Origin of the sequence: uncultured Stenotrophomonas sp., from assembly GCF_945952405.1 — a bacterium.
In the GTDB taxonomy this organism is placed as follows: domain Bacteria; phylum Pseudomonadota; class Gammaproteobacteria; order Xanthomonadales; family Xanthomonadaceae; genus Stenotrophomonas.
The window spans coordinates 131,577-154,758 of record NZ_CAMFIA010000006.1 but is presented as its reverse complement, the minus strand read 5'-3'; the positions used below and the strand labels follow the sequence as shown (position 1 = coordinate 154,758).

At 60.2% G+C, this 23,182-nt stretch carries 18 protein-coding genes; 5 read left to right on the top strand and 13 right to left on the bottom strand.

What is annotated here, in order from left to right:
• Positions 1-29: 29 nt before the first annotated feature.
• From Q0P60_RS08465 to Q0P60_RS08455, 3 genes are all read right to left on the bottom strand, one after another.
• A complete protein-coding gene (locus Q0P60_RS08465) occupies positions 30-5,135 on the bottom strand; it encodes a hypothetical protein (RefSeq protein ID WP_294991025.1) in 5,106 nt (1,701 codons plus the stop codon).
• 176 nt (positions 5,136-5,311) lie between these two features.
• A complete protein-coding gene (locus Q0P60_RS08460; RefSeq protein WP_294991022.1) occupies positions 5,312-5,971 on the bottom strand; it encodes a hypothetical protein in 660 nt (219 codons plus the stop codon).
• A 119-nt stretch (positions 5,972-6,090) separates the two neighbouring features.
• Entirely contained in the window at positions 6,091-6,906 is an 816-nt protein-coding gene (locus Q0P60_RS08455) for a hypothetical protein (RefSeq protein ID WP_294991019.1), read from the bottom strand.
• Between the two features lie 61 nt (positions 6,907-6,967).
• Here Q0P60_RS08455 and Q0P60_RS08450 point away from each other — a divergent pair, with 61 nt between their 5' ends.
• Positions 6,968-7,267 carry a hypothetical protein gene (locus tag Q0P60_RS08450; protein WP_294991016.1) on the top strand — a complete coding sequence of 100 codons (300 nt, stop codon included), beginning with the start codon at positions 6,968-6,970 and terminating at the stop codon, positions 7,265-7,267.
• A gap of 610 nt (positions 7,268-7,877) precedes the next feature.
• Here Q0P60_RS08450 and Q0P60_RS08445 read toward each other — a convergent pair.
• Positions 7,878-8,312 carry a BLUF domain-containing protein gene (locus tag Q0P60_RS08445; RefSeq protein ID WP_294991012.1) on the bottom strand — a complete coding sequence of 145 codons (435 nt, stop codon included), beginning with the start codon at positions 8,310-8,312 and terminating at the stop codon, positions 7,878-7,880.
• 920 nt (positions 8,313-9,232) lie between these two features.
• Here Q0P60_RS08445 and Q0P60_RS08440 point away from each other — a divergent pair.
• A complete protein-coding gene (locus Q0P60_RS08440; RefSeq protein ID WP_243831303.1) occupies positions 9,233-10,720 on the top strand; it encodes an EAL domain-containing protein in 1,488 nt (495 codons plus the stop codon).
• A gap of 172 nt (positions 10,721-10,892) precedes the next feature.
• On the opposite strand, the gene Q0P60_RS08435 is transcribed toward Q0P60_RS08440, so the two are convergent.
• Positions 10,893-11,324: a BLUF domain-containing protein gene (locus Q0P60_RS08435; protein WP_294991357.1), complete on the bottom strand. Its 432-nt coding sequence runs from the start codon at positions 11,322-11,324 to the stop codon at positions 10,893-10,895.
• A gap of 243 nt (positions 11,325-11,567) precedes the next feature.
• On the opposite strand from Q0P60_RS08435, the gene Q0P60_RS08430 reads away from it, so the two are divergent.
• On the top strand, positions 11,568-11,879 hold the full coding sequence (locus Q0P60_RS08430) for a hypothetical protein (RefSeq protein ID WP_094001450.1): 312 nt from the start codon (positions 11,568-11,570) through the stop codon (positions 11,877-11,879).
• Between the two features lie 42 nt (positions 11,880-11,921).
• Here the strand turns inward: Q0P60_RS08430 and Q0P60_RS08425 are convergent, their stop codons facing one another.
• Genes Q0P60_RS08425 through Q0P60_RS08410 form a run of 4 tightly spaced genes read right to left on the bottom strand, consistent with a single transcriptional unit; the run spans position 11,922 to position 16,378 of the window.
• Positions 11,922-13,499 (bottom strand): PepSY-associated TM helix domain-containing protein, encoded by a 1,578-nt coding sequence (locus Q0P60_RS08425; RefSeq protein WP_294991002.1) that lies wholly within the window; start codon positions 13,497-13,499, stop codon positions 11,922-11,924.
• Positions 13,500-13,510: 11 nt separating this feature from the next.
• Positions 13,511-13,810: a hypothetical protein gene (locus Q0P60_RS08420; RefSeq protein ID WP_294990999.1), complete on the bottom strand. Its 300-nt coding sequence runs from the start codon at positions 13,808-13,810 to the stop codon at positions 13,511-13,513.
• Complete coding sequence (locus Q0P60_RS08415; RefSeq protein ID WP_294990996.1) at positions 13,797-14,090, bottom strand: hypothetical protein; 294 nt, start codon at positions 14,088-14,090, stop codon at positions 13,797-13,799. Before Q0P60_RS08415 ends, Q0P60_RS08420 begins: the two co-directional genes overlap by 14 nt.
• 59 nt (positions 14,091-14,149) lie before the next feature.
• The gene (locus Q0P60_RS08410) at positions 14,150-16,378 is read right to left on the bottom strand and encodes a TonB-dependent siderophore receptor (protein ID WP_294990993.1); all 2,229 of its coding nucleotides are present in this window, start codon (positions 16,376-16,378) and stop codon (positions 14,150-14,152) included.
• A 714-nt stretch (positions 16,379-17,092) separates the two neighbouring features.
• On the opposite strand from Q0P60_RS08410, the gene Q0P60_RS08405 reads away from it, so the two are divergent.
• Entirely contained in the window at positions 17,093-18,115 is a 1,023-nt protein-coding gene (locus Q0P60_RS08405) for an NAD(P)H-quinone oxidoreductase (protein WP_294990990.1), read from the top strand.
• Between the two features lie 269 nt (positions 18,116-18,384).
• Here Q0P60_RS08405 and Q0P60_RS08400 read toward each other — a convergent pair whose 3' ends face one another.
• Complete coding sequence (locus Q0P60_RS08400; protein WP_097047822.1) at positions 18,385-18,828, bottom strand: MerR family transcriptional regulator; 444 nt, start codon at positions 18,826-18,828, stop codon at positions 18,385-18,387.
• Positions 18,829-18,932: 104 nt separating this feature from the next.
• Here Q0P60_RS08400 and Q0P60_RS08395 point away from each other — a divergent pair, with 104 nt between their 5' ends.
• Positions 18,933-19,865 (top strand): SDR family oxidoreductase, encoded by a 933-nt coding sequence (locus Q0P60_RS08395; RefSeq protein ID WP_294990983.1) that lies wholly within the window; start codon positions 18,933-18,935, stop codon positions 19,863-19,865.
• Positions 19,866-19,983: 118 nt separating this feature from the next.
• Here Q0P60_RS08395 and Q0P60_RS08390 read toward each other — a convergent pair whose 3' ends face one another.
• The 3 genes from Q0P60_RS08390 to Q0P60_RS08380 all read right to left on the bottom strand — a co-directional run bounded on the left by Q0P60_RS08390 (position 19,984) and on the right by Q0P60_RS08380 (position 23,076).
• Positions 19,984-21,396 carry a coniferyl aldehyde dehydrogenase gene (locus Q0P60_RS08390; protein ID WP_294990980.1) on the bottom strand — a complete coding sequence of 471 codons (1,413 nt, stop codon included), beginning with the start codon at positions 21,394-21,396 and terminating at the stop codon, positions 19,984-19,986.
• Positions 21,397-21,428: 32 nt separating this feature from the next.
• On the bottom strand, positions 21,429-22,400 hold the full coding sequence (locus Q0P60_RS08385; protein ID WP_294990977.1) for a hypothetical protein: 972 nt from the start codon (positions 22,398-22,400) through the stop codon (positions 21,429-21,431).
• A gap of 172 nt (positions 22,401-22,572) precedes the next feature.
• Positions 22,573-23,076: a MerR family transcriptional regulator gene (locus tag Q0P60_RS08380; protein WP_217992684.1), complete on the bottom strand. Its 504-nt coding sequence runs from the start codon at positions 23,074-23,076 to the stop codon at positions 22,573-22,575.
• Between the last annotated feature and the right edge of the window lie 106 nt (positions 23,077-23,182).

Sequence of the window (23,182 nt, the reverse complement as noted above, 5' to 3'; positions counted from 1 at the left end):
ACCTGTTCGTGAAAATGCATCCGACACGGTCAATCACCGCTCTGCTCCACGATACTCTCGAAATCATAGCTCCCCGGAACGCCAAGCTTAACGAGTTGTCCGACAATGCCGTCGATACGATTGCGCATCGGATGGGCGTGCGTGAGTAGTGACGAATCTTCCTCCGCGGCTGTGTTCAACCATTCCACTAGCCGCCGACCGATTCCGAGCTCCACCCACATCCCGATATCGGTAGGCAGCCGCTGGAGCCATTCTTCCGCAGCATGCAGCAGGAAATCGAGATGCCGCACCCGTGGCGCTACGAGCAGCATGTTCATTGTGCACAACGCGACGAAGGGAGTGGGTCCGCCCCGCACGAACGGGCGCAGCACCTCCAGAATAGGATCGATGCGATCAAACACTGCTGGTACGAGGTAGCTGGTGGTGCCACCGATCAGGTTATGCGTGTTCAACAATAACTTCGCGACCACGCCGCCGGTGTCGCGATCAACCGACAGATCGCCCGGCCGTGGATCGCGGTTCCAGTAACGCAACTTCGAAGCGCGGGCCACCATTCGACGGCGAAGCTCCACCGCGCGCTCGGGCGAGCGCGTTATGTCGGTGAAGTAGCTGACATCGGCGGCGTGGAGCACGATCTCCGAAACGTCTCCGAACGAGCGGTCCGGAAGTCCTTCGATCTGCGCCAGGAGTTCATCGAACCGATCGTCGCGGGCATCCATCAATTGGTTTGCGACGAGGACGTAGAAAACGTTGTTCCATTTCATAGGCTCCCGGTCCACCTCGACGTCAGGCGGATGACCGAATCCGTTTTTCCTCGCAGACCAGATGGCGTAGGCCCCGACGATCTCAGAATGCCATTCCCGTGCCACACCATTGCCCGCCAGAAGATTCAGCCACAGCGCGACAACCTGAGTGTCAATGTGAACGCTCGCTTCTGGAATCCGTCTTAGGCTTGCTGCATCTTCGGGATTGTCGGTTCCGGCCGAGCGCGGGCTTCGCACACGTGTGTGTTGCCTGAGAATCGGCTCTTCCTCCGGAAAGGCGGGCCAGACAGGTTCGGAGCTTCCGTCCAGCCAAGCAATCTCGGCTTCGACTGCCAGGCGATCGACGTTCTCCTTCTCACGCCCATATCTCGTCACTTCCGCCTTGTCCTCGTCCCAGGGGCTGTACCTCCAACGACTCGTGGCGAAGGCGGCACGCGCGGCGGACTTCAGCAAACGCGGATCGGTTCCGGCGATGGCATCCAGCGCCGCCAAGAACGCCGGCACCGCACAGCGGTCTTGCCGCGTTGCAGCGCGAAGCAATGCATCGCGATCGGAATTTCGGCCGCGCCGGCGCCAAAGATGGATCAATGCCAGCACCGACAGGGCCTGAGGATTGTAGGCGAGCGCTGAGCTTGAAGTGCGGTAGCTTTCTCCCTCTCGGGACAAGGTGAGCCTGATAACCTCGCGCACCCAATCTTCGTGTTCATCCAGCAGCGCGTCGTCGCCGTCTCGCGCCGCGAGCATCGCCGTCGCCGCGAGGCGCGTCGACCTCGAACGCAACACATCGGAGTCGGTGTCGTCCGGCAGCTCGCCGTTCGCGAACTCCACCGATTCGCGTGCGACGGTCGTGGTAGCGTGCGCGAGGTCGTGTATCGCGAGCTGGATCTTCGATTCGATTTCGATGGAGCGACGGCGACCGCTGTGATGCTCGTCAAGGCACGCTAGATGATCGGCCTCTGCCGGCGGTGATCGATACTCGCGCCGGTCTCCGACGGCGACCCAATTGCGTTCGTCAAGCACGTTCAGCGCATAGGTACCCATGAACCCTGGATCGCCGAAGTCCGCATGCGCGGTGTACGGTCCAGTCCTAACAACTGCTTCTTTTAGCAGTGTCCTCACCCGCCGAGACGCTTCGTCGTCCCGAAGATAGCCCAGCAAGAATCTCTCGAGCGCAACACCTCTCGAGCGTTTCGCTTGGAGGTCAGCGAGACGTACTCTTCCGGCCGGCTCCTGGGCAACGCCGAAGCCCAATGTCGACAGGGGATCATGCCCTGCCCGTCCTCGATCCGCCGCCAACAATTCCGGGGACGCGATGAAGGGAACCAGCAACTCCCGACTCGCCGGCCAGTGGGACAGCAGAAGATCGATCGCCACAAGCAGATAAGCCGCGCAACTGCCGTGGGGGCCGAGGATGTCGGCTATGACGGCATCCAACTGCTCTCCTGCCTCGACGCGGCCGTGTCCCCATGCTTCCAACGCCATCAGCGCCGACGCCACCGAGTACTCGCGAGCCTGGTCGCGCGACCAGAGGTACGTTTGGGTCCATGGGAAGAACCGTGGACCGTCGTCGAGCGCGAGCAAGAATCCGGTCGTTTCCGGATCGCCGTAACCGGATCGGAAGGCAACCGCTTCATCGACGAGCTTGCGCACGAGGTCGAGGCCCACGGTGGGCGCCGCCTCCAGCAGGTCCAGGAAGGGCGTCTGCGCCGGTGATGGCGGCAGGTAGTCGCTGTCGTTGAAACTGAACGCTTGATCCCGGCGGCGACCACCCTGGCTTCGACGGTCTTGAGGTTCGATCAGGCTCGCCGCAACGAGATCGGCGAGTTCCTGCGGCGCTACGCGCGCGATGGTCGCGCTGAATAAGCGGACCTCCTTGAACTTGAATCCGTCGTTCTCCGTGGCGACCGCGCGCAAATAGGCCTTCGTCTGCTCCAGCGCGTAGGGCGATAGCAGCAAGGACACCGCCCTGAGCTCCGAGATCATGGACCTGCGGTCGATGCGCAAGGGCGTGGCCCCCGCAGGAATCAGGACGTCCGCGTCCGGCTCGTCGAGCTGACGCAGCCAGCCGAAGAGCATTCCAGCGATAGATCCGGCCAATTTCGGTGCGCCGGTGACCAATAGGTACAGGACCTGCACAAGCTTGACGACAGGCACAATCGCCTGAAGCGGAATCTCCGCTGAGTGGCGCACGCACCATTCCACCAGTCTGCACGCGGATGCCGTGGTTGGCACGCGGATGGTCTTCGGGAGCGAGGATGCCCATGCCGCCGATTCGCCGGTCAAGTCTCGCGCCATGTCGGCGGGCGACGCTGTTTCCACTGTCGTCACCGCGACGCAAAGCTCGACGAGCAGCGCGCCGTCCCGTGTGAGGAGTTCCGCGCTACTGCGCTCAAGCAAGGTTGCTGAAAGCTCCGAACGAACGATCGCCAGTAGCGCCTGGCGCCGCCAGGTACTGTGTGACCCTTCAACTGACAATCTTTCGAGGAGCGCAAGCCACTGCGAGTCGTCGGCGGCGAGCTCCAGCGCAAAGCGTCCGGCGAACTCCACGCCGCGCGCGACCTTCGCCGACGCCGGAATCCCGAGGTCAAGCGTGTTGAAACCATCGGGATCCTCGTGCAAACGGGCGCCCACGGCCCAGTCCCGAAGCACGTCGTGATAGAACCGTAGATGGTCGCGCCTGGATTCGATCAGACTCTGGGAACGCAGGAGGTGGTTGCGCGCGGGCGAATCACCCCGAGCCTCGATGACGTTGCGGCCTGCGAGCGCGGCGTCCGCGAGATCGGCCATCAGTCGCTGGGCCGCTCGCCGGTCGGTGGACTCCGCGGAATCTGCGGTTTGCCACCAGTGGCTTGAAAGCGCCGCCTCCGACCGGATCGTCGTGGTCGACGGCACCTTGAGCAGTCTCGAGAGCCTGTACAAGTTTCGGGTGATGGCTGCGGCGGCGTGTCCAGGCGCCAGGAGCGCCCGAAGCTCAGGGGCATGCTCGCGCAAAGCCTCGACTTCATCGTCGTCAAGCTCGCCGACGACGACCGTGTGTACCGGTCCAAGCAGCGATGCCAATTCCGGCGCGAGCCAGCCGTCTCCGTTTGCGCCGTACTCCGGCCGCGAGGTGGCTACGACCGACAAGCCTTCGATCGCTGCGACTTCCCGTAGCAGATCATTGACCGTCCGCCGTTGCGCAGGAGACGTGAACATCTCGAGGCTGTCAATGAAGATCACTCCGCCACCGCTCGTCGCCAAATCTGCCAGGAACTCCCGTGCCGTCGCCTGAAGATTCAACGTCTGCGCCAAGGCCGGCCAACCGCCCTCCGGCGTGCTCACTGGATCGAGAACGAGAACGTTGGCTTGGGCAGCGATGCGCTCGGCGGCATGCTTGAGCACCGCCGACTTGCCGGCGCCAGGACCACCGCTGATCTCGACGAAGCGATGCTGATCGAGGGCCAAGTCAAGCGCCTCGATCGCTTTGAGTCGAGGAAGCTGGACACCGGCGACGCTGTTGCCGATCTCGGCCAAAGCCTGTCGTGATCTCTCCGCCAATTTCAGCCTTGGTACGGAGAAGTCCCGGTCGCCGGCGAATTGGAAGCCGCGGTCGGAGAGCAGCCGACGCAGTTCGACGCGTTCGACGAAGCCGCCTACCTTCGCCCTCTCAAGCGAGATTTCGATCAGGTTGCTCCACAGCGCTTCGGCACGCGGTGCATCCTGGGGAGCGAGGATCAGTCCGGCAACGAACAGCCCGTGGGTCCTCGCCAGCGGCGCACTCGACTCGAAGTCGAACTCCAGGATCAGGAACCGCCGGACGAAACGCCAGATCGCATCGTCATCATCCGCAACTCCTGCCGCCAGAAGGTTCGCGCGGAACGTGCCGGCGAATTTCCGCATGTCGGGCCCGGATACGCCTTTCGCCGCCAGTCGGCTAAAGAACTCGGCTCCGGTCGCAGCCTTGCGTGCCCATTCGAGGACGTCTTGGTATGGACCTGAGATGGCCCTGCTCGTCCGCTGCGTCGCAACGGCAAGCCGATGCCTATCTTCGGGAATTCCTTGCGCGGTACTCCTGGCTACCTGCCTGCACACCTCTTCGAACAATGTGTCCTTCGGAGAGAACGAGATCGTTCGCTTCGACTGGATCTCCAGCAGCATCTCACCGGCGTGAGATGTTCCATGGATCACCAGATCGTCAAGCGAAAAGCCCTGATCTACGCCTTGGTAACGAACCCGCTGGATGAGCGCTCCGGGCAACCCGCGCGCCTCGATATCGGCGAGGAGCGCCAGCAGGTAGAACGCACCAAGCTCGCCTTCGATGTAGGAGCCGGCGCCGCCGCGTGCAGCGGGACTCGATTCATGACTGACGGCGGTGGGATCGTCACGGTGCATTGCCATATTCTGCCCTGAATCGCACCGGGTTTTGTGGCCTCTTATGAGGCTGAGGATCCCGTCTGCCGCCCTCGCCTACCCCGACAAATCTTCCTAATCCTCAGTCCTGGTCGATGCCCGCTTCCGGTCAAAAACGGATATGGGCCAACATCTGAATTAGGTCGGCCCGCGGTGAACTATTGCGTACCTACTCCGCGACCAATGATGCACATTCCGCTTAGTGTTGATGCGAGTACTTCCGTTTCCGAATTGGGCGGTTGCTCAAGGTCGTCCATAAAAATTTCATTAAATGATCTAGCCAATTCTGAAAGCTGATTGTGAGCATTGTCGATTGAACTGATCACATCGGCAAGACTCACGGGCTGAGGCATGTCTGAACCTTGGTCGGAGTGAACGGACCACTTATTCGTGGCCGAATCAAAGCGCACTTCATGGTGCCCGTTGGGCCCTCCGGTGGGCATGATCTGGGAGGGCTTGAACCAGAACGTGTGGACAAGCAGCCTGCGGCGATGCGATTGAATCTGGCCTAGCGTATTGAAGTATGGGAATGCGAAGAAAACTGCATGTCCAGCTGCTTCAAGCTTTTGCAGGCGATCCAGTTGATCCTTAGCCTTCGTGCGATTTAGCTTCCACTCCCAAGTCGTTCCATTGACATATGCACGTTTGTATTGAATAAGAGCCCCTGTGGCGCCTCCAAATACGCCCGCGTCGAACCCCCACTGCGCCTCCTGTGCTTGGGTAGGTCCCACGGCAAAATAGGGCGTGTTGTGCTGATGTGACAGCCAGTTAATAAACTCGGTGGTGAGATTAAGCTCGACAGTCTTCTCGGAAATCATAGAACTCCCTTAGGATGCCTAACCAGCTGACAGCCGAATGTCTGAGCTCGGCCGTAAGACTTATCCACAGTACGCTGCATAGAGGCCCAGCCCTCTGAAACGAATCGATCTTAGGACGCCTAGGTCCGGCAAACAAGCCGAGCTATAGCCAGCGTCAACAAGGGCAGAGCATGCACTTCGGCAGATGCTCGAAAGCTGCCCTTCCCCACCCCCGATAAACAGCCCTTATCCATGACTGACCTTGGGCCTACTGTGATCCCATGGAGATGAGAGATAAGGTGCGGGCGCGCTTTGGCGTTAGCCCGATTGACGCCAACGACCTGTATCTCTCCAAGATCCTTGATCAAGGCCTGCCCCTTCTCCAGGAAACCAGCCAACAGCCGTCCTCCAGCGACCTGTCGCCCTACGCGTTCATTGAGCCAGGTAGCCTGGACCTTGCCAGCTGCAAGAACGTCGGCTGGAGCGAAGCTATCCGGCCTGCCGGCCAGCGGTTCCCCAAGTGAAGCCAAGCCCCCATCGAGGGGCTGCACTATCGTTGGCCTGGAGCTGTCGCTCTTCGCATAGGCTGTGGCCACCATCCGGCCTCTCTTCGGCGACCAGCCACCCAGCACCAGCTCGGTCCCAAGCTTTTCGACCGGCAAGCGAGCCTCGGCTGCCGCCCTCACGTAATTCGGCCACAGTTGATCCACTACCAGGCCCAACTCGGCGGAGAGCTGCTCCATCGTGAAATCAGCACGGAAGCTCGCCTGCAGAGCCAGCTCATAGACGCGAATGAAGAACTGCGTGGAGCCGCGCGCGGCCATCACAAGGTTGTGCTGCGGAACCAGCAGCAACTTCGCGCCAGAGGAACGGGCTCCGGTCTGGGCATCCTCTGCCAAGGTGTCAACAGCAACGAGGAGCTGCTCAGCACGCAGCAAAACGTTGAGGATGCTCATTGTGTACGCCCGGTGGCCCACACAGACTATCCATCCTATTCATGCGCAAGTCGAGCCCAATATGACGCTCACCTTGGAGCAGATTGCTGAGCGACTGCGCGCGTGCGAGGTCGACTTGGAAGCCCATCGGGCGTACCTCAAGGCAATGGAATACGCGCTTGGCGCCACCATCGCCACCCATAGCGATCCGCCATCACTGGCCCGCATGTGGGACCTGATGCTGGTAGAAGCGGCGGACGTTCACGCGGGCAGCAACGGCCCTGTTTTCACCGCTGCCCTTCAGCAGTCTCTTCGGATGCTGACCGATCAGATCTCCTCGATCGCCCCCAAGGCTACCAATCAGCGCCCAGCAGACCAGTAAGGATTCGCTCAAGCTCGGCGGCGGCCTCCTGCTGGGAGCCCACTTTGATCGAAAGACCGCTTTGCGACGGACCGGGCCTGGTCTCAAACCGCGTAATAGTGCCGCCCCCACGGCCATCCACCTGCACCCTGGCCGTTACGGTTCTGCCCCTGGCGCTGAATGTCCAATCTTGAAACTCATGCATCTATAGATCTCAGTGTGGGAGCAGAAGGTAACGATTACAAAGTGATGCGATGAAGGGGCCAACCCATCCCCTAGGTGGGTACCCGAGATTTCGCCCGCCATGCTCCTGTCTCAACGTCCCTGCGTAGCGCCCACGTCTTGGCGGGTATCTTTGCACCACGGGCCGTGAGGTACTCTGGCATTGAAAGAAGAACCTCTTCCCCCCTTACCGAGCAACTGGTCGAGAGGACTACGCCATCACTCAACTCCACCAGGCATGTGGTCTCGCCCTCAGCTTCCGGCAGTCTGCCAGAGAGATCGGCGGTAGCCCCGGGATAGATGTGGGTATGCGTGAACTCAAAGCGCATCGATCTGTCCCCTGCCGCCCTTGATTGCTTATACACCCGGGCACAGCACAGGGTGTAGTCTCCGGGAGCGCCGCATCAATTCAGGCTGCCGCCGGCTCGCGGCGTTGCGCAACCAGGTCGGCGAGTAGCTCCATACCCGTAACGGGATCAAACCGGCCTTTGAGGCGCTGAGCGAAATTGGTCCAGTCGGCACGGACCAAGGACTTAAGCTGAGGGGTGGTCACCCGCATGAATAGCAATGGCTGTTCCGGAAAGCGAAGCTGCTGGACGTTGCCTCGAGCGAGTTGCACCAGTTCCGAATGGATAGCCAGCGACTCGACGTAGACCAAAGTTGCAGCTACCGAGCTGGCGGCCCCCTCGAGGTAGGTGAAGAAGCGGCTTCCATCGAAGCACACAACCGCACGCGACCCGCGCGCCTCGTTGAACCTAGCCCCGGCGGTCATTAGTTGGGCAAGCCGACTTTCATCCACTTCCTCTACAGCAGAGCTTACGAACACGACTGAACACTTGAGCATGCGGCACAACCTCGAATTCAGAAGCGATCGTATGCCCAGCCCTGTGCTCAGCGCGTGCAAGAAGCAAAGGAAGAAGTGGCGGACAGTCGCGGAACTTTCACGCTGGCACAACTACTCTCCGCACGCCACTCAAGACTGAGCGGTCGTGAGCGGCATCAGGCCGCTGCGCGCAATTCGCAGGAAGCGATCAGCCCTGACACCGTCGCCCCTGAATGATCAAGAGCAATCCCCTAAACGCACCGCCCCTCGAGCCAAACTCCCCTCAGTTCGTGTGGAAAACCAGGTTCAAGGACAAATGTGTCTACACCGGTTGCGGAGTCGGCCTGCCCGGGCGCATTGAGAGCGATCAATAAGCCGAGATCTACGCAACCAAGCAGGCGCATGCTGCACAGCTTGCGCACGTTAGGCTTTCGCAGTGCCGCGAGGTGTTCGTCCGAAACACCACAGCGGCACTGATCACCGTCCACCATTTCCTTTCTCAGGCAGCTGAGAAGGATGCAGTCTTCTTCCTCTGCGCAGATGCGGAGGTTGCTGGTCAGATCATCGCCACACTCAACATACAGGACATGCCATCCTGAGCAGCCTCCTACGTCTTTCTGCAGAGCTATGACAGTGGCCCTAGGGGGCGGAGTGTCCGCCAACTTCCACTAAAGCATGTCGGGGGCTGCAGGATGGCCTGATCGAAGGGTGGATGGCCGCCAGTCCAGACGAATGCCGCACAGATAAGCCATTCATATTGAACCATCCAGCAAGCGGAGTCGATCACTCCAGTTGTGTGACCAAATGCCGATAAAAGCGGGACAAGCAATGCGACTCTGACTCTGAGTTAGGTACAAATCCGTTTCAGGGGGAACTGATTGACCGTCTCTGGCAACCGCGCGCGATTTCTGTCGACGATTCTGGGTTCTGCAGCGCTGTCCATGCTGGCGATGCTGATAGTTGCTCAAGCCGTCTTGTATGTTGAGGATAGTGAGTCCACAGAGACCATCGCTGAAGCGGTGGTAGCTCGAGCAGAGACTGTCTCTCGAGCCCGACGCGTCGCTTCAGATGCAGCGCTGAAGTCTGCTGTCATTGCGTGCTCCGACGAAGACGTTCGAGCACTCAAGGAAATCGCGTTCAACTCGAGCTATATGAGTGACGTGGGACGCATCCAGGAGGGTCACCTGCTGTGCAGCGCGCTCTGGGGAAGGATCGTTCCGTTCAAGCTTCCTGCGCCGCACTATTCATCGGGCGAGACCAAGCTATGGAATACGTCCGATCTCGTTGGCTCGCCTTACGGAGGCACCAACCTGATCGCCCAGGGCCAGACATTCACGGTGTCATCGCCCTCGTCCTTCGATGGCTTGGACCCCGCGAGAACCAGCACATTCACTGTCGAAACGCGTGATCGCTCCTATGTGTTCCGGAGTGTGGAACCTGCAACGGACGCCAGTGAAGCCGCATCATCCCGCATACGGCTGAGCCGATGCAGCAACAAGGCAAACGTCTGTGCATTCGTATCACGGCCCCGGCGGGGCATCTGGGACCTTGCCCCATCTCTGCTCTACACCATCATCGGCATAGGTGCCGCGCTTGGCATTACCTTCTCGTACCTCCTTATTCGCCGAAACAGGACCGCAAGGCAGACGCTCCAGCAGCGCTTCAGCCTTGCCATGCGCCGAAACGAGATCGAGTTGGTGTATCAGCCTCTATACACCGTTGTGGATAGGCGCCTTGTCGGGTTCGAAGTGCTAAGCCGCTGGAGCCCAGCTGGCGAAGGCGAAATATCTCCCGGCATCTTCGTACCAATGGCCCGCCAACTTGGCCTGAGTTCAGATCTTTTCCGGTACGTACTGTCGAAGGCGCTGAGAGAGATGGCACCGGCCCTCGCAGGCGAGAATGCACCATACCTGAGCATAAACGCTGAGCCCGTTGACATGGCTTCGGAGGATACTGTTCGTTTCGTCGTAAGCGTCACGCAGCAGGCCGGTGTTCTACCGGATCAGGTCAGGATCGAGATCACCGAACGTGAGGAACTGGTCTGCCCTGGCGTAACCGCACACATGGCAGCGTTGGCAGCATTGGGATTCCGATTCCTCATTGATGACTTCGGAACTGGCAGCTCCAACTTCTCACACTTTGCCCAGTCTCCCTTCATCGGTATCAAGATTGACCGCATGTTCGTATCGGCCATCACCGAGGAATCACCCTTGCGCCCGGTGTTGCCGGGCATGTACCAGATCGCCCGCCAGCTCGGCCTGGAGGTGATCGTGGAAGGAGTGGAGACTGCGGAACAGGATGCATTGCTGCAGCAGATCGCGCCTTCTGCTGTAGGCCAAGGATGGCTCTACGGCACTCCTGTGCAAGCTGATGCCGCCGCTGTCCTGGCCAAATCACACAATGGCGACGAGCCATTCACTGATCCGTGAATGGCACCTATTCCACTATGTACTCGCGCCGAGGAATGGCGTAGCAAGACGAAAGACGACTGTTACACGCACGAGCCTTCCCCACTCAGTGCAACCGAACGGTTGATGGTGTTCACACCCATCGCTGCTGACGCCCCGAAAGGGCATCGTCGTGATCGGATCTGAGTCGAAGCTATGCAGCTTGCACGTAGGGCGCTACAGCTGCGGCCAGCACATCAATTCCCCATGCCGATCCATCAATTTCATCAGGCTCACTCTTCTTGAAGCGCGACCAATCGGCCCTTGCCAGCTTGCCCACGAGCAGCTGATCGGCCGGAAGTCGATGCATTGACCAATAGGGGAACTGCCTCGTAGATATGCGGCCTCTCGCCAGTTCTACGACGCCCGTGTGGCTCGTCGACTGCAGCACGCGCTCATAGACGCTGGCGACTCCATCTTCCGGGCCTTCAAAGTACTGCACGAATCTTGCTCCGTCGTACAGCAAAACTCCCGTTACGCCTGCCACCTTGTTGAACCTGGCAGCATCCGCCACAAGTGCCTCTAGCTGCTCAATCGAAAGATCTTGAACTGCTTCGCTTGCGTATACAACGGCCCGGATGGGCATGTCTTTGCCTTGGAAGAGGGCCACGTCGGCACCTATTCACACTCTATCACTCGGCATGTAAGTGGGGCCGTGCTGTCCTGCCGCGCCTGCGCTAAGCGCCAAGCAATTAGCAACGCCCGCCTGATTGGCTGTCCATCAAGTATCCGTCATCCTCGAAACTGAACCAGACTTGGTTCACATTTCCCATCGCCTAGCGCGACAATCGTGTAGGGGCCTGTCGGCCCCGCCACGGGGAGTGGAGCCATGTTCAAGCGAGGGGAAGACGCGTTCCTGGTGCTGGAGCTGCGTGTAAGGGAGTGCGAGCGCCGTATTGCAAAGTCCGATGGCCGAACCAGGGCATTGGAATGCGCCATGAGGGCGGTTGTCGCCAGTGCTTCTAATCCCTCGGCCTTGCGCGCCGCGTGGGCGCAATTGATTCCGATGGTCGTGGAGAGCCATGCCGACGAGCGTGGAGAAGCGGCCAATGACTACCTCGATGGTCTACGCCAAGGCCTCAAGTTCGTCACTGAGCAGATAGAAGCGGCCGCAGAACGGTCCTGCCCTCCTCGGAGGTAGTTCCGAAGGCCGATCTAATACTCGGCTTCTTGATGCCCTGCCCTAGGGAGAATTCCCTTCGATGGCCCAGACACTGTCCTTGTGGCCGATCTTTGCGCGCTTCCTGGATTGCCTCGCCAGTTGCCAGAGAATGGCAGCAGCGACAAACGCGGTCGCGTCCACGGCCACCCCCGCACTTGAATGGTTCCAGGTGCCGGGGACGCCGGCCAAAGCCGCAAGGCTGCCGACCGGGATCAGTGCCGTCACTACGGCGCCAACGTACAGCAGCTCATAAGCGGAGCGCGCGGCCCCACGCATGAATGCCCAGGCCACTGCCAGTAGGAAGGCCCCATAGTAGATGCCTTCATGCCATGCTGGGACATTGGCAATCAGCCCAGGAAGCCACTTGGTAGCTGCCAGTGTTGCCGAGATGCCGATGACACAGCCTAGGGACACACCGATGGTCAGCGATCCCAGCACCCGGGTGGATCGCTTCTGCTCCGGCAGGTTGGCATCGCGCTGCTTCTTGCGTCGTGACTCGATCCACAGCAGGTTGCCGGTGTAGAACACGATCGCGCCGCCAAGCCCAAGCAACAGGTACATCCAGCGGACCGGGTTCCCGCCAAAGCTGCCGAAGTGAAGCATAAAGAAGGCATTGACCGCCGTATCCCAGCCACGCATGTGCCCGGGGAGATCATGTGTATCGACCTCGCCGGTGTAAGGATCCAGATGAGTGCTCATGTAGGTGCGGGCACGCGTCCCGTAACGGACATCCAGGCCGGTGACACGCCCCTCGACCACACTGCCCTTCTGCTGGAAGCCCAGGCTGTAGACCTCGAAACCCGGAAGCTGTGCCTTTACCTTTTCCAGCAGTGCAGGAGCAGGCAGAGGCTGGGCGCCCGGAGCGGGCCCGGCATCGTGCTCTTCGCCCCATTGGATGCCGTTGGGATAAACCACCTTGTCCTGGATGTCGTAGATCTGATCGTGGAACGCGAATACCACGCAGGTCACGGCCATGATCAGGTGGAATGGCAAGCTGACAATGCCCAGCGCGTTGTGCACATCCAGCCACATGCGCTTGATGTTCTTGCCTACCCTCACGGCGAAGAAGTCTTTCACCAACGTCGGCAACAGCACGATGACGCCGGAGATCAATGCGACGGCATACATCAGCGCAATGATGCCCATGATGGGGCGCGAAATCGCATCAGGGAACGGCAGGCCGACGAACTGATGCAAGGTGTCGACAAGCTGCGCCACCGGTGCCTTTCGCAGCTGCTCCACCTGGAGCCGCCCTTCCGCGTCGAAGCTTGCGCCAAACTCCGTGAACTGCCGTGGCTTGTCGCCACGTACTCGCCAGATCACGCGGGCAGGCGCTTCAGGCGACGTCTGCACCATCACGCTGTAGTTCTTCGCCGCCTCAGGATGCGCCTTGAGCACCGCGGCCAGCAGTTCAGGTGCACGTTCCATTGGGACCGGCGCAGACAGCGCAGACGGGGGTGTTGCCCATCGCTCCAACGGCTTCTCGAACATGGTGATCGAGCCGGCATAGAAGGCAACGAACAGCATCAGGCCAGCAAAGATGCCGACCCAGATGTGCACGTCCTTGTAGACCTTGATGATGTCGTTGCGGATCTTCATGTGAGGTCCAGTCAGCCCAGATGGCTGCGTGCCAGCCAGAGCGCGCCAAAGGCAACCACGTTGGCAGCACCGAGCCATAGCCAAGCGCTTGCGCTGCTACGAAAAAGGAAAACAAATGACAGGATCGGGGCCCACAGCAGCGCGACCAGCCACATGTTGAACTGGGCCTTGCCACCGCCGCCATCGATGCCGCCGGGCCCGAACCACGCGAACAGGCCGGACAAGGCCAGGGAGAGCCCGAAGCCCAGGAACACGCCGGCGCAGGTCTTTCCGAACCAGTGCCGGCTCTGCAGCTTGTCAGGGCTGGCCATGGGCACCTCCACGCTGTCGTGCGCGCCAGACACCCAGGAAGGGCGCGGCCGACCAGACCAGCATCAGGATCGTCAGCCAGGTGAAGAAGGCGGCGCCACTGCCCATCAAGGACAGGAACAACGCCAGCGAGACCAGCGACAAGGTGCTGCCGGGAATCCATTTTCCACGGACAGGCCAAGGTCCGGCGCGCCGCCACTGCTGTTTCGGCGACGCCAGATAGAACAGCCATGCCCCAAGCACACCCGTGGCTGAGGCCAGTACCGCCATCACGACTGACATTCTGGAAGTCTCATGGGAAAGCCCCGTGACCTGGCTGGCCGGTCACGGGGCGGAAAGGGTTACCAGGTGAACCGGGCGGTGGCCGTGACGGTGCGTCCCGTGCCGAAGAAGCACGAGGAGACACCGCTGCACGTGGTCACGAATCGCTTGTCGGTCAGGTTGCTGACGTTCAGTGCGAACTGCGTGCCCACACTCCCGATCGCACCGACGTCATAACGGATAGCTGCATCCCACATCGTGTAGGACGGAATCAGGTAGACGTTGGCGCTGTCACCGTAGCTTTCACCGTTGTAGCGGACGCCTGCGGCAAGGCTCAGGCCTGCGAGTGCCCCGCCCTGGAAGGTGTAGTCACCCCACAGCGCAGCGGTCCAGTCCGGAACCATCGCCAGCTGCTTGCCTTGATAGCCGTTGTTGCTCTTGGTGACTTCCGAGTCCATCCACGATGCGGCGCCGATCACGCTGAAGCCATCGAGTGGGGTGATGCGGCCTTCCAGCTCTACGCCACGTACGCGGCCTTCGCCATCCTGGACTTGGCACTGGCTGGAGCCGGTCGTGCCGCAGGTGTTGTGGCTGGGATCCGGATCGTTGGTCAGGATGTTCTGCTGGCGCAGATCGTAGGCTGAAAGCGTGATCAGGCCATCGAATCCAGACGGCTGATACTTCACGCCCACTTCCCACTGCTTGCCGGTGATCGGATCGAAGGGTGTCCGGTCGAACGATTGGGTAGCCGTGCTGCCTGCGGGCTGGAACGACTCGGCATAGCTCAGGTATGGCGTCAGGCCGTTGTCAGCCACGAACAGGATGCCAGCGTTGCCGCTGAAGGCTTCGTTCTTGATGCGGCTCGGCGCGCGTGCGCCGTAGCGATCCGTAGCCACGGTGTACGACTGCGTCCAGGTGTCGTCCTTGGTCCAGTCGTAACGACCACCCACGGTGAAGCGCCACTTGTCCAGCGCGATCTGATCCTGCAGGTAGGCACCCGTCTGGCGGTTGACGCCCCCCGAGTAGCTGATGCTGTTGGTCACCGGAACATAGCCGGTGTAGACCGGATTGAAGATGTCGATCGGCGCCGGATCACGCATGGCACCGCGCGCCGCATCCCAATCGGCCTTCTGCCAGTCCACGCCCACCAGCAGGGTGTGCTCGGCCGAGCCGGTCTGGAACTTGCCGGTAACGCGGGTGTCGATGGTGTCGCCCTGAGAGTCTCCCTCGCCCCACGTGGCGCGCCGCTTCTGGGTGCGTCCGTCCGGGTTCAGGCCGCCATTGGTCACCACGGTGCGGAAGGTCGATTCCACGTTGGTGCGGCGAGCGCCCTGGCTCAGGGTCCAGTTCTCGTTGAAGGCATGCTCAAACAGCCAGCCAGCCGTCCAGATGGTTCGGTCGTAGGTGTTCCAGTTCGGTTCGCCAATGAAGGTCGTGTTCTTCATGCGCCCATAGGGGGTGGCCTTGAGCGTTCCGTCCATCGGCAGGAACTGGTAGGTCGAGCCGCCGTCATCGCGCTGATAGAGGCCAAGCACCGTCAGTCGCGTGCGCTCGGCTATCTGGAAGGTGTAGCTGGGGGCCAGGAACCAATGCTGCTGCTGGGTGTGCTTGATCTGTGTGTCACCGTCGCGATACAGGCCAACCAAGCGCCCAAGGTGGCGCTTGTCATCCGATGCCATCCCCAGGTCGAATGCGCTGCTGTACTGGCCGTTCCCATCCAGACCCAGCTGCAGCACCTGCTGCTGATCAGGTGTTGGTGTCTTGCTGACCTGATTGACCATGCCGCCCGGAGCCACCTGACCATACATCACGGCCGACGGCCCCTTCAGCACCTCGACACGGTCCAGGTTCCAGCTGTCCACCATGGTCCGGTTCCACTGGCCACCCTGCGGCGCACGCATGCCGTCGACGGTGACGTTGTTGCTCCAGCTGCCGGCATCGAAGCCGCGGATGCGGAAGTCATCGACGCGATTGTCGATGCCGCCGCTCTCCAGAACCACGCCGGCCACGTAGCGCATCGCCTCGTTGAGGTTCTGCACACCGCGGGCATCGAGCTCCTCGCGGGCAATGACCGAGACCGACTTGGCCATCTCCGCAACCGGAGTGTCGGTCTTCGTAGCGCCGGAGGTGTGGGTGGTCGTGCGATAGGCGTTGACGCGCACCGCATCCAGCGTCGTGGCGCTGCCATCGGGTGCTGCCGGGGGTAGCGTTTCCGCATGGCCGGCCAGCGGGATGGCTAGCAACAGGACAACGGACACGGACAACAGTGAGCGCATCGGGGCGCGGGATGTAGTGGCGATCTTGTTCATTTGGAGGCCTACGGTAGGAAGTGCGCCCTAGGCGGCAGCTGCGGCGGCGTTAATTTCGCGTTAAATAATACCAAATGCAAATCGTTCGCACTAGCATCCAGCTCCACCAAGCCCATGTGTCACCATAGGTGCTTCAGCGAAGGCGACCAATGGTGCAGATCTCCGCAACAAAATAGTGCCGACTGGAAGGGCCTGCAGCACATTGGTCTGGAGAGCAACAGCGCCAGCGCTGCGACAGGGAGGCGGCGAACAATGGGTTGCCCATCAAGGAGCCAGCCCTGCATCTTTCAGGGGCATGCCCTGAAGGCGATTGCCTTGCCTCAGCAATGCAAAAGATTGCAGTGGGGACTTCCCCTGCCCTGTCTCCACACGCCTGCCAGGGAGGTCCTGGGCGAGGATCGCCCCAGTTAAAGCCGGGTGCGTCGCTTACCGCGATATCGCGCGCTAGTCGTCTATCCCAGCGATGTCCGCTATCGGTTAGAAGCAGACAGCAACCCTAGCCCGGTAGACATCCATCGGCCCCAAAGGGGCGATGCCATGTCAGGGCAGTCAGCACGACCTTAGCTGAACGCTCCGCACAGCAGGCTATTGACCTTAAACAAAGCTTCAATCTTAGAGTTGCCTTAACGCTCGGATCTGCCGCATCCGAGTCCTAACGCGCAGACCTGCTGAGCGGATATCCGCCAGACAGCACGCCACTCTAAGGAGCATGCGATGAACACCCCGATTCAAGGCCGCGATCATTCCATTGAGATGGTCGCTATTGAGATCACTCAACCTGGCGGCCCCGAAGTACTGAGCCCGACAACCCGCCCTATCCCTTCGCCGAAGGCAAATGAAGTCCTCATCAGGGTGGAAGCTGCTGGTGTGAATGGCCCTGACATCCTGCAGCGCAGGGGACTCTACAACCCGCCTCCCGGCGCATCCGACATCCCAGGATTGGAGATTGCGGGTGAAGTGGTAGCTGTGGGCGCCAATGTCATAGATCACGCAGTGGGAGATCGCGTTGCGGCGTTGCTAACCGGTGGCGGCTATGCTCAGTACGCGGTGGCTGACGAGCGCGTAACAATCAGCATCCCAGAAGGTCTAAGCATGATTGAAGCCGCTGCGCTACCCGAGACGTTCATGACAGTGTGGCTCAATCTGTTCCAGCGTGGGCAGTTCAAGGCCGGTGAATCGGTTCTGATCCACGGCGGCGCTTCTGGTATCGGAACGAGCGCAACCATGCTCGCCCGCCAGTTGGGCGCATCTACGATCATTACAACCGTCGCATCGAAGGCGCATCAGGAGGCTAGCCTGCGCCTGGGAGCGGATGTCGCCGTGAATTACCTCGAAGATGACTTCGTTGCCGCGGTAAAGGATGCGACAGATGGCGCTGGAGTTGATGTGATTGTGGACATCATCGGCGGCGACTATGTGGCCAGAAACTACGAAGCGGCGGCCATGAACGGTAGGATTCTCCAGGTCAGCGTGCTGAAGGGTCCAGCCAAGGAACTCAACCTGTGGCCCATGCTGGCCAAGCGGCTGACTCACTCTGGCTCGACCCTGCGCTCGCGGACCCATGAGGACAAGCAAGGCATCCTTTCCGAGCTGAAGCAGAATGTTTGGCCGCTGATTGCCGAAGGGCGTGTGAAGCCTGAAGTCTACAGCACGTTCCCGCTGGACAAAGCTGCTGATGCGCATAGGTTGATCGATAGCGCAGAGCACATCGGCAAGGTTGTCCTCGTAAGCCAGTAATCGGAGTGCTCGTTGCAAGCCTCACTGCCCCCTAGCCTTCTTCTACGCATGTGGTCATGCCGTTGCTGAAGGCCTCAGGGCTTCAGATGCTCATGACCCCGTGGAGTGTGAATCAGGAGATGGCGCTGGCTTGCAACAGCGGATTAAGGCGGGGATGTTCGACTCAGGCCGGCAGTTGCGCTTCGCCGGATTCAGTGCATCCCCTGCCCTTGCGCAGCCTGCTTCGTCTTCAGAAGCCCGCATCTTGTGATGAAGCGAGGCCTTACGGACTAACGCCGAATTCGTTTCGTGGCCGGCGCTTTCCCGACGTCCACCAATTGGGTCCTCGACAGAACGTGCCGGGCGTTGGTTGCGCAATCCATATCCTGTGGTTTGGCATCGATCTGCGCAATCAGTTCCAGCAAGTGCGCCTTGTTCTCCGTGAGTTGGGCCTGCAGTTTCTCGATGTCCTTGATCTTTCGCTGTAGTGTTCCGAGCAACGTGCCGTGCTCCCAACTTGCGAGGTCGCTCGGAAGCAGTACGCGCAGCTCATCCAGGCTAAACCCTGCTTGCTGTCCGGTGGCGATGAGCCTGAGTGCGAGTACCGCATCCTCGGGGTAGCTCCGATAGCCGTTGTCCTGCCGCTCCACTGCCGTTAGCAAGCCGATGCGTTCGTAGAAACGGATTCGGGATGGCGCCAAGCCCGTGCGCTGGGCCAGTTCTCCAATTTTCATGTTAGGCCTGCACCAATTGATAACGGTATTCGACATTAAACATTGCTTCAAGGTTAGCCTTGTGCCGTCGCGCTATCAAGTGCAGTTTTGAGGAAGCCTTAACAATGCAGACGATCCTCGGGGCCAATGGCCAGATCGCCACCGAACTTGCCCGGGAACTCCGGCACACCTACACCGGTGAGCTGAGGCTGGTGAGCCGCAACCCCCGTAAGGTGAACGACACGGATGCTCTGATGCCAGCCAATTTGCTGGACGCCGAGCAAACGCTGAAAGCTGTCAAGGGCAGCAGCATCGTCTACTTCACGGCGGGCTTGCCGCCGGACACGAGAATGTGGGAGACGCAGTTCCCGACGATGCTGAAGAACGCACTGGATGCCTGCCGTGCGGAGGGCGCCAGTTTTGCCTACTTCGACAACACGTACATGTACCCGCAGGACGCGCGACTGCTGACTGAGGACGCGCCCTTCGCGCCAGTAGGTCGCAAAGGCGTCGTGCGCGCAGCTATGGCCTCAATGGTGCTGGAAGAAATGGCTCGCGGTGCGATCCCTGTATTGATCGGTCGCGCCCCTGAGTTCTATGGCCCCGGCAGGACGCAGAGCTTTACCAACGCACTGATCATCGACAAGCTCCAAGCTGGAAAGAAGCCGCGCGTACCGGTGCGCGATGACACCCTGCGTACCCTGATCTGGACGCCTGATGCGAGTCGCGCTCTTGCTGTCCTGGGTAACACTTCTGATGCTTTTGGCCAGACATGGCATCTGCCGTGTTGTGACGACCGCCCCACCTACAAAGACTTCGTCACAATGGCCAGCCAAGTTTGGGGGCGCGAGCCGTCCTACGGAGTCATCAGCAGGTGGATGCTGGCGGCTGCCGGACTTTTCTCCAAACCCGTGCGGGAGATCCAGGAACTGCTGCCGCGCTACGAACAGGACAATATCTTCGACTCCACGAAATTCAAGCGAAGGTTCCCGGAGTTCCAAGTCACGACCTACAGCCAAGGCTTGGAGCTAATTCGAAAGGACTTCTCCCCTCAGTAGCATGCTCGACGGCCGGCGCAGAACCGCTGGACGCCACCTGGCGGACTTTTGTCCGGCTAGGTCGCGATGCCTCCAGCTGCGAGTCCCGTCTGTGAATACCAGGTGTAGTTCTTCTACTTCACGGAGAAGGCGCCCTGCTCTTCCCAAGGGTAAAGGCGATGCCCAATTCGGCGATCTTGCCGAAGGGGGCATGTAGCAGCCCCGGCAGATTCCAACGCCCCTGCACAAACACGCCCTTGGCTTGGCTCATGGAGCGGAAGCCTTCGACACCATGATAGGCGCCCATGCCGCTCGCACCGACGCCACCAAAGGGCAAGTCGTCTTGTGCCACGTGCAGCAGGGTGTTGTTAATGCCCACATTGCCCGAAGTCGTGCGCGCCAGCACTTGGGCACAGCCTTGATCCTCGTTGCCGAAGTAGTAGAGCGCGAGCGGCCGCGGTCGAGCATTTACATAGCCGATGGCTTCATCAAGGGTGGTATAGGTTCGCACAGGCAGGACCGGCCCAAAGATCTCCTCCTGCATGAGCAACGCCTCGTCGTCGGGGTTGATGACCAGCGTTGGTGCCAGGATGCGCTCGCGTACCGCTACGTCGTCAGGGCATTGGCCGATCTCAAGTACCTGCGCCCCCCGATTGCGCGCGTCATTGATCAGTCCGCTCAGGCGCTGGTAGTGACGCGTGTTGATGATCGTCGTGTAATCGGAACTGTCCAGCCCGTTGGGGTAGAAGCGCCTGACCGTGTTGGTGTATTGATCGATGAATGTTTGCAGATCGCTTTCATGGACCAGAGCATAGTCCGGTGCCACGCAGGTCTGACCGGCATTGGAGAGCTTCCCGAACACCAGGCTTCGTATCGCGCGATCGTTGACGTGACCACGCGCGATGACTGCTGGGCTCTTTCCGCCCAACTCCAGGGTCACGGGGACCAGGTTGTCGCTGGCAGCGCGCATGACCTTGCGCCCAACCTGCGTGCTGCCAGTGAATAAGAGGTAGTCAAATGGCAGTGCGCTGAACTCGGCCCCGACTTCGGGCCCACCTAGTATCACGGCGACCTCATCTTCTGCGAAAGCTTCAGCGAGCACATCGTGCAGCGCCTGACTGGCTCGTGGCGTGAGCTCCGAGGGCTTGAGCATGGCGCGATTGCCCGCAGCCAATGCAGTGGCCAGTGGCACGAGCGTAAGAGACAGAGGGTAATTCCACGGCGCCATTACCCCTACAACTCCCAGTGGTTGGTATTCAACATAGGCGCGACCAGAGCGGTAGGCAAACTGCACGTGGCGGCGTTCACGCTTCATGAAGCGGCGAAGGTTTCTGAGCAGGTAGTCGATGGCCTGGATGATGCAGGCCAACTCCATCAGGTCGGTTTCATGCCTTGAGCGATTGCCGAAGTCTGCACTGACTGCATCCTTCAGTGCCTCACGATGTCGCAGCACTGCAGCGCGTAGTCGTTGAAGCCGTGCCTCACGCAAGGAAAGGCTTGGCGGACCATCTTGCAGGAAGGCAGAGCGCTGTCGACTCAATACGTCAACCATTTCAGTACTTCCTTGAGCGAGCGTCACGGCGATCACTCCTTGGCGAGAGGCTTGGGTGCGTACAGGACGGCTTGGAAGTCGGGCACGTACTCATACTTGAGCATCTTTCCCAGCTTCAATGACGAGATGAAGCCTGACAGGCTGCCATCGGTCAGCGTGAGCTTGACGGCATCGCGGCTGGACGTACTGGCTTGGCCCAACTGGCGCGCAGTGGTGTGCCCGGTCTGGAGATTTCCTTGCTGGTCAAGATTCGTGAAGTAGTTTGTCACGAAGGTCTCTTTGCTGGAGCCAACATCGAGCTTGCGCGTTTCCAGGGTTACATCCAGCGCCTGGGTCTGGCTGTCGAAAATCTTGACGACAACGTCCTTGTCGCTTTCGTTGTAGTCGATTCGCGTCAACCACTTGGGCAAGTTGTAGCCAACAACGCCACGGACACGCGCCAGTTCGGTGTCGACCGGCAATTTAAGTACATAGCCCCAGAAGTCATCTGAAAAGGATTGACCCATTAGGGAGAGCGGTCCCCAGCTGGTAGAGCCGGGCTTGCTGGTGACGACGGACAGCCCAATCTCGTTATAGCTATCGTTGTCGCAGTACTGATAGGAATAGGCGGTCAGCGCGACCACGCCACGTCCGGGCCACACTTGCAGGGGCTGGACCTTCTCCAGGACCTTCGGCGGCATCAGCTCACGTAGCCTGTTCAGATCTGCGGTGAAGATGACAGTGATGCGGCGGTTCTCGTAATAGAAGTTGGGAGACCAGCTCTCAAACCCAATGTTCACTTTTTCCTTGGTGATGCCCTTGAACCAGCTGAGGTCGGTGTCAGGCGCCTCCGCGGCAATGACCGACAGCGGTGGGTTGGATCGATAGCGGTCATACAATCCCCCCTTCACCACGGGAACATCGTGATCGCCAATCTTGATTAGTGTCGTCTCGGCTGCTTGAGCAAATGCTGCGGCAGCCAGCAGGCCGGCGCCAAGGATGGGAGCTAGCGATGCGGTTCTCATGTCTATTGCCCTGAAGGCGGAGGGGGTGCCCTTGAGCATAGGATTGAAGTTAACTTTAAGGTCAACCCCTCCCACCTCTCCTCTCTTTTGGGTCGACTTCGCCCGCGTCCAGGCCGTTCCACGCCGCTCGCGTAATGAGGGCTTAGCGCCAGGTTGCGCTACTGGCGTGTCATCAGGTCGATTTGGGCTTGCGGGCAGCTCTCACGCGATGAGCAGAATCTGATGCATGCGGCGCTGGATGAGCGTCAAGGAGCTTCATCAGCCTTGCCATGTTATCGGTACACGAGATGCCGTCGGGACGCTGACTGACACCGTCGATGATGCTGATCAGGCGTGCCTCGCTCTGCCGGAGCTGCCGGATCAATTGTCGAATCTCCCCTACTCTTGCGGTCAGTGATTCGACCAAGCCCTCGTGGTCCCACTTTGCCTGGCCAGCCGGCAGGAACTGCCGGATCTGATCCAACGAGAATCCAGCGCGCTGCGCGCTATCGATGATCTGCAGCACGCCGGCGGTCTCAGGCGAGTAAACGCGGTAGCCATTGTTGCCCCGAGGGGCAATGCCGATAAGCCCCTCTGCCTCGTAGAACCGAATGCGCGAAGTGCTGAGGCCCGTAGCCTTGGCCAATTCTCCGATCTTCACTTTCGCCCCCTTGACCTTAAAGTCAGCTTTAAACATACACTCATTTGACCGCCAGCGTGGCAGCGTTTGCGGTGCGGACGGGCAGCCCATGGCCGGCCATCGCCCAGTTCGCGGGGTTTCACTCGCGAACTGACAGTCATAC

Coding starts and splice junctions, on each gene's coding strand:
- Q0P60_RS08465 (WP_294991025.1), bottom strand. CDS start 5,135: ATGCACCGTGACGATCCCACCGCCGTCAGTCATGAATCGAGTCCCGCT.
- Q0P60_RS08430 (WP_094001450.1), top strand. CDS start 11,568: ATGTTCAAGCGAGGGGAAGACGCGTTCCTGGTGCTGGAGCTGCGTGTA.
- Q0P60_RS08450 (WP_294991016.1), top strand. CDS start 6,968: ATGACGCTCACCTTGGAGCAGATTGCTGAGCGACTGCGCGCGTGCGAG.
- Q0P60_RS08435 (WP_294991357.1), bottom strand. CDS start 11,324: ATGCCCATCCGGGCCGTTGTATACGCAAGCGAAGCAGTTCAAGATCTT.
- Q0P60_RS08460 (WP_294991022.1), bottom strand. CDS start 5,971: ATGATTTCCGAGAAGACTGTCGAGCTTAATCTCACCACCGAGTTTATT.
- Q0P60_RS08410 (WP_294990993.1), bottom strand. CDS start 16,378: ATGAACAAGATCGCCACTACATCCCGCGCCCCGATGCGCTCACTGTTG.
- Q0P60_RS08415 (WP_294990996.1), bottom strand. CDS start 14,090: ATGTCAGTCGTGATGGCGGTACTGGCCTCAGCCACGGGTGTGCTTGGG.
- Q0P60_RS08420 (WP_294990999.1), bottom strand. CDS start 13,810: ATGGCCAGCCCTGACAAGCTGCAGAGCCGGCACTGGTTCGGAAAGACC.
- Q0P60_RS08405 (WP_294990990.1), top strand. CDS start 17,093: ATGAACACCCCGATTCAAGGCCGCGATCATTCCATTGAGATGGTCGCT.
- Q0P60_RS08455 (WP_294991019.1), bottom strand. CDS start 6,906: ATGAGCATCCTCAACGTTTTGCTGCGTGCTGAGCAGCTCCTCGTTGCT.
- Q0P60_RS08395 (WP_294990983.1), top strand. CDS start 18,933: ATGCAGACGATCCTCGGGGCCAATGGCCAGATCGCCACCGAACTTGCC.
- Q0P60_RS08390 (WP_294990980.1), bottom strand. CDS start 21,396: ATGGTTGACGTATTGAGTCGACAGCGCTCTGCCTTCCTGCAAGATGGT.
- Q0P60_RS08385 (WP_294990977.1), bottom strand. CDS start 22,400: ATGAGAACCGCATCGCTAGCTCCCATCCTTGGCGCCGGCCTGCTGGCT.
- Q0P60_RS08380 (WP_217992684.1), bottom strand. CDS start 23,076: ATGTTTAAAGCTGACTTTAAGGTCAAGGGGGCGAAAGTGAAGATCGGA.
- Q0P60_RS08440 (WP_243831303.1), top strand. CDS start 9,233: ATGCTGGCGATGCTGATAGTTGCTCAAGCCGTCTTGTATGTTGAGGAT.
- Q0P60_RS08445 (WP_294991012.1), bottom strand. CDS start 8,312: ATGCTCAAGTGTTCAGTCGTGTTCGTAAGCTCTGCTGTAGAGGAAGTG.
- Q0P60_RS08425 (WP_294991002.1), bottom strand. CDS start 13,499: ATGAAGATCCGCAACGACATCATCAAGGTCTACAAGGACGTGCACATC.
- Q0P60_RS08400 (WP_097047822.1), bottom strand. CDS start 18,828: ATGAAAATTGGAGAACTGGCCCAGCGCACGGGCTTGGCGCCATCCCGA.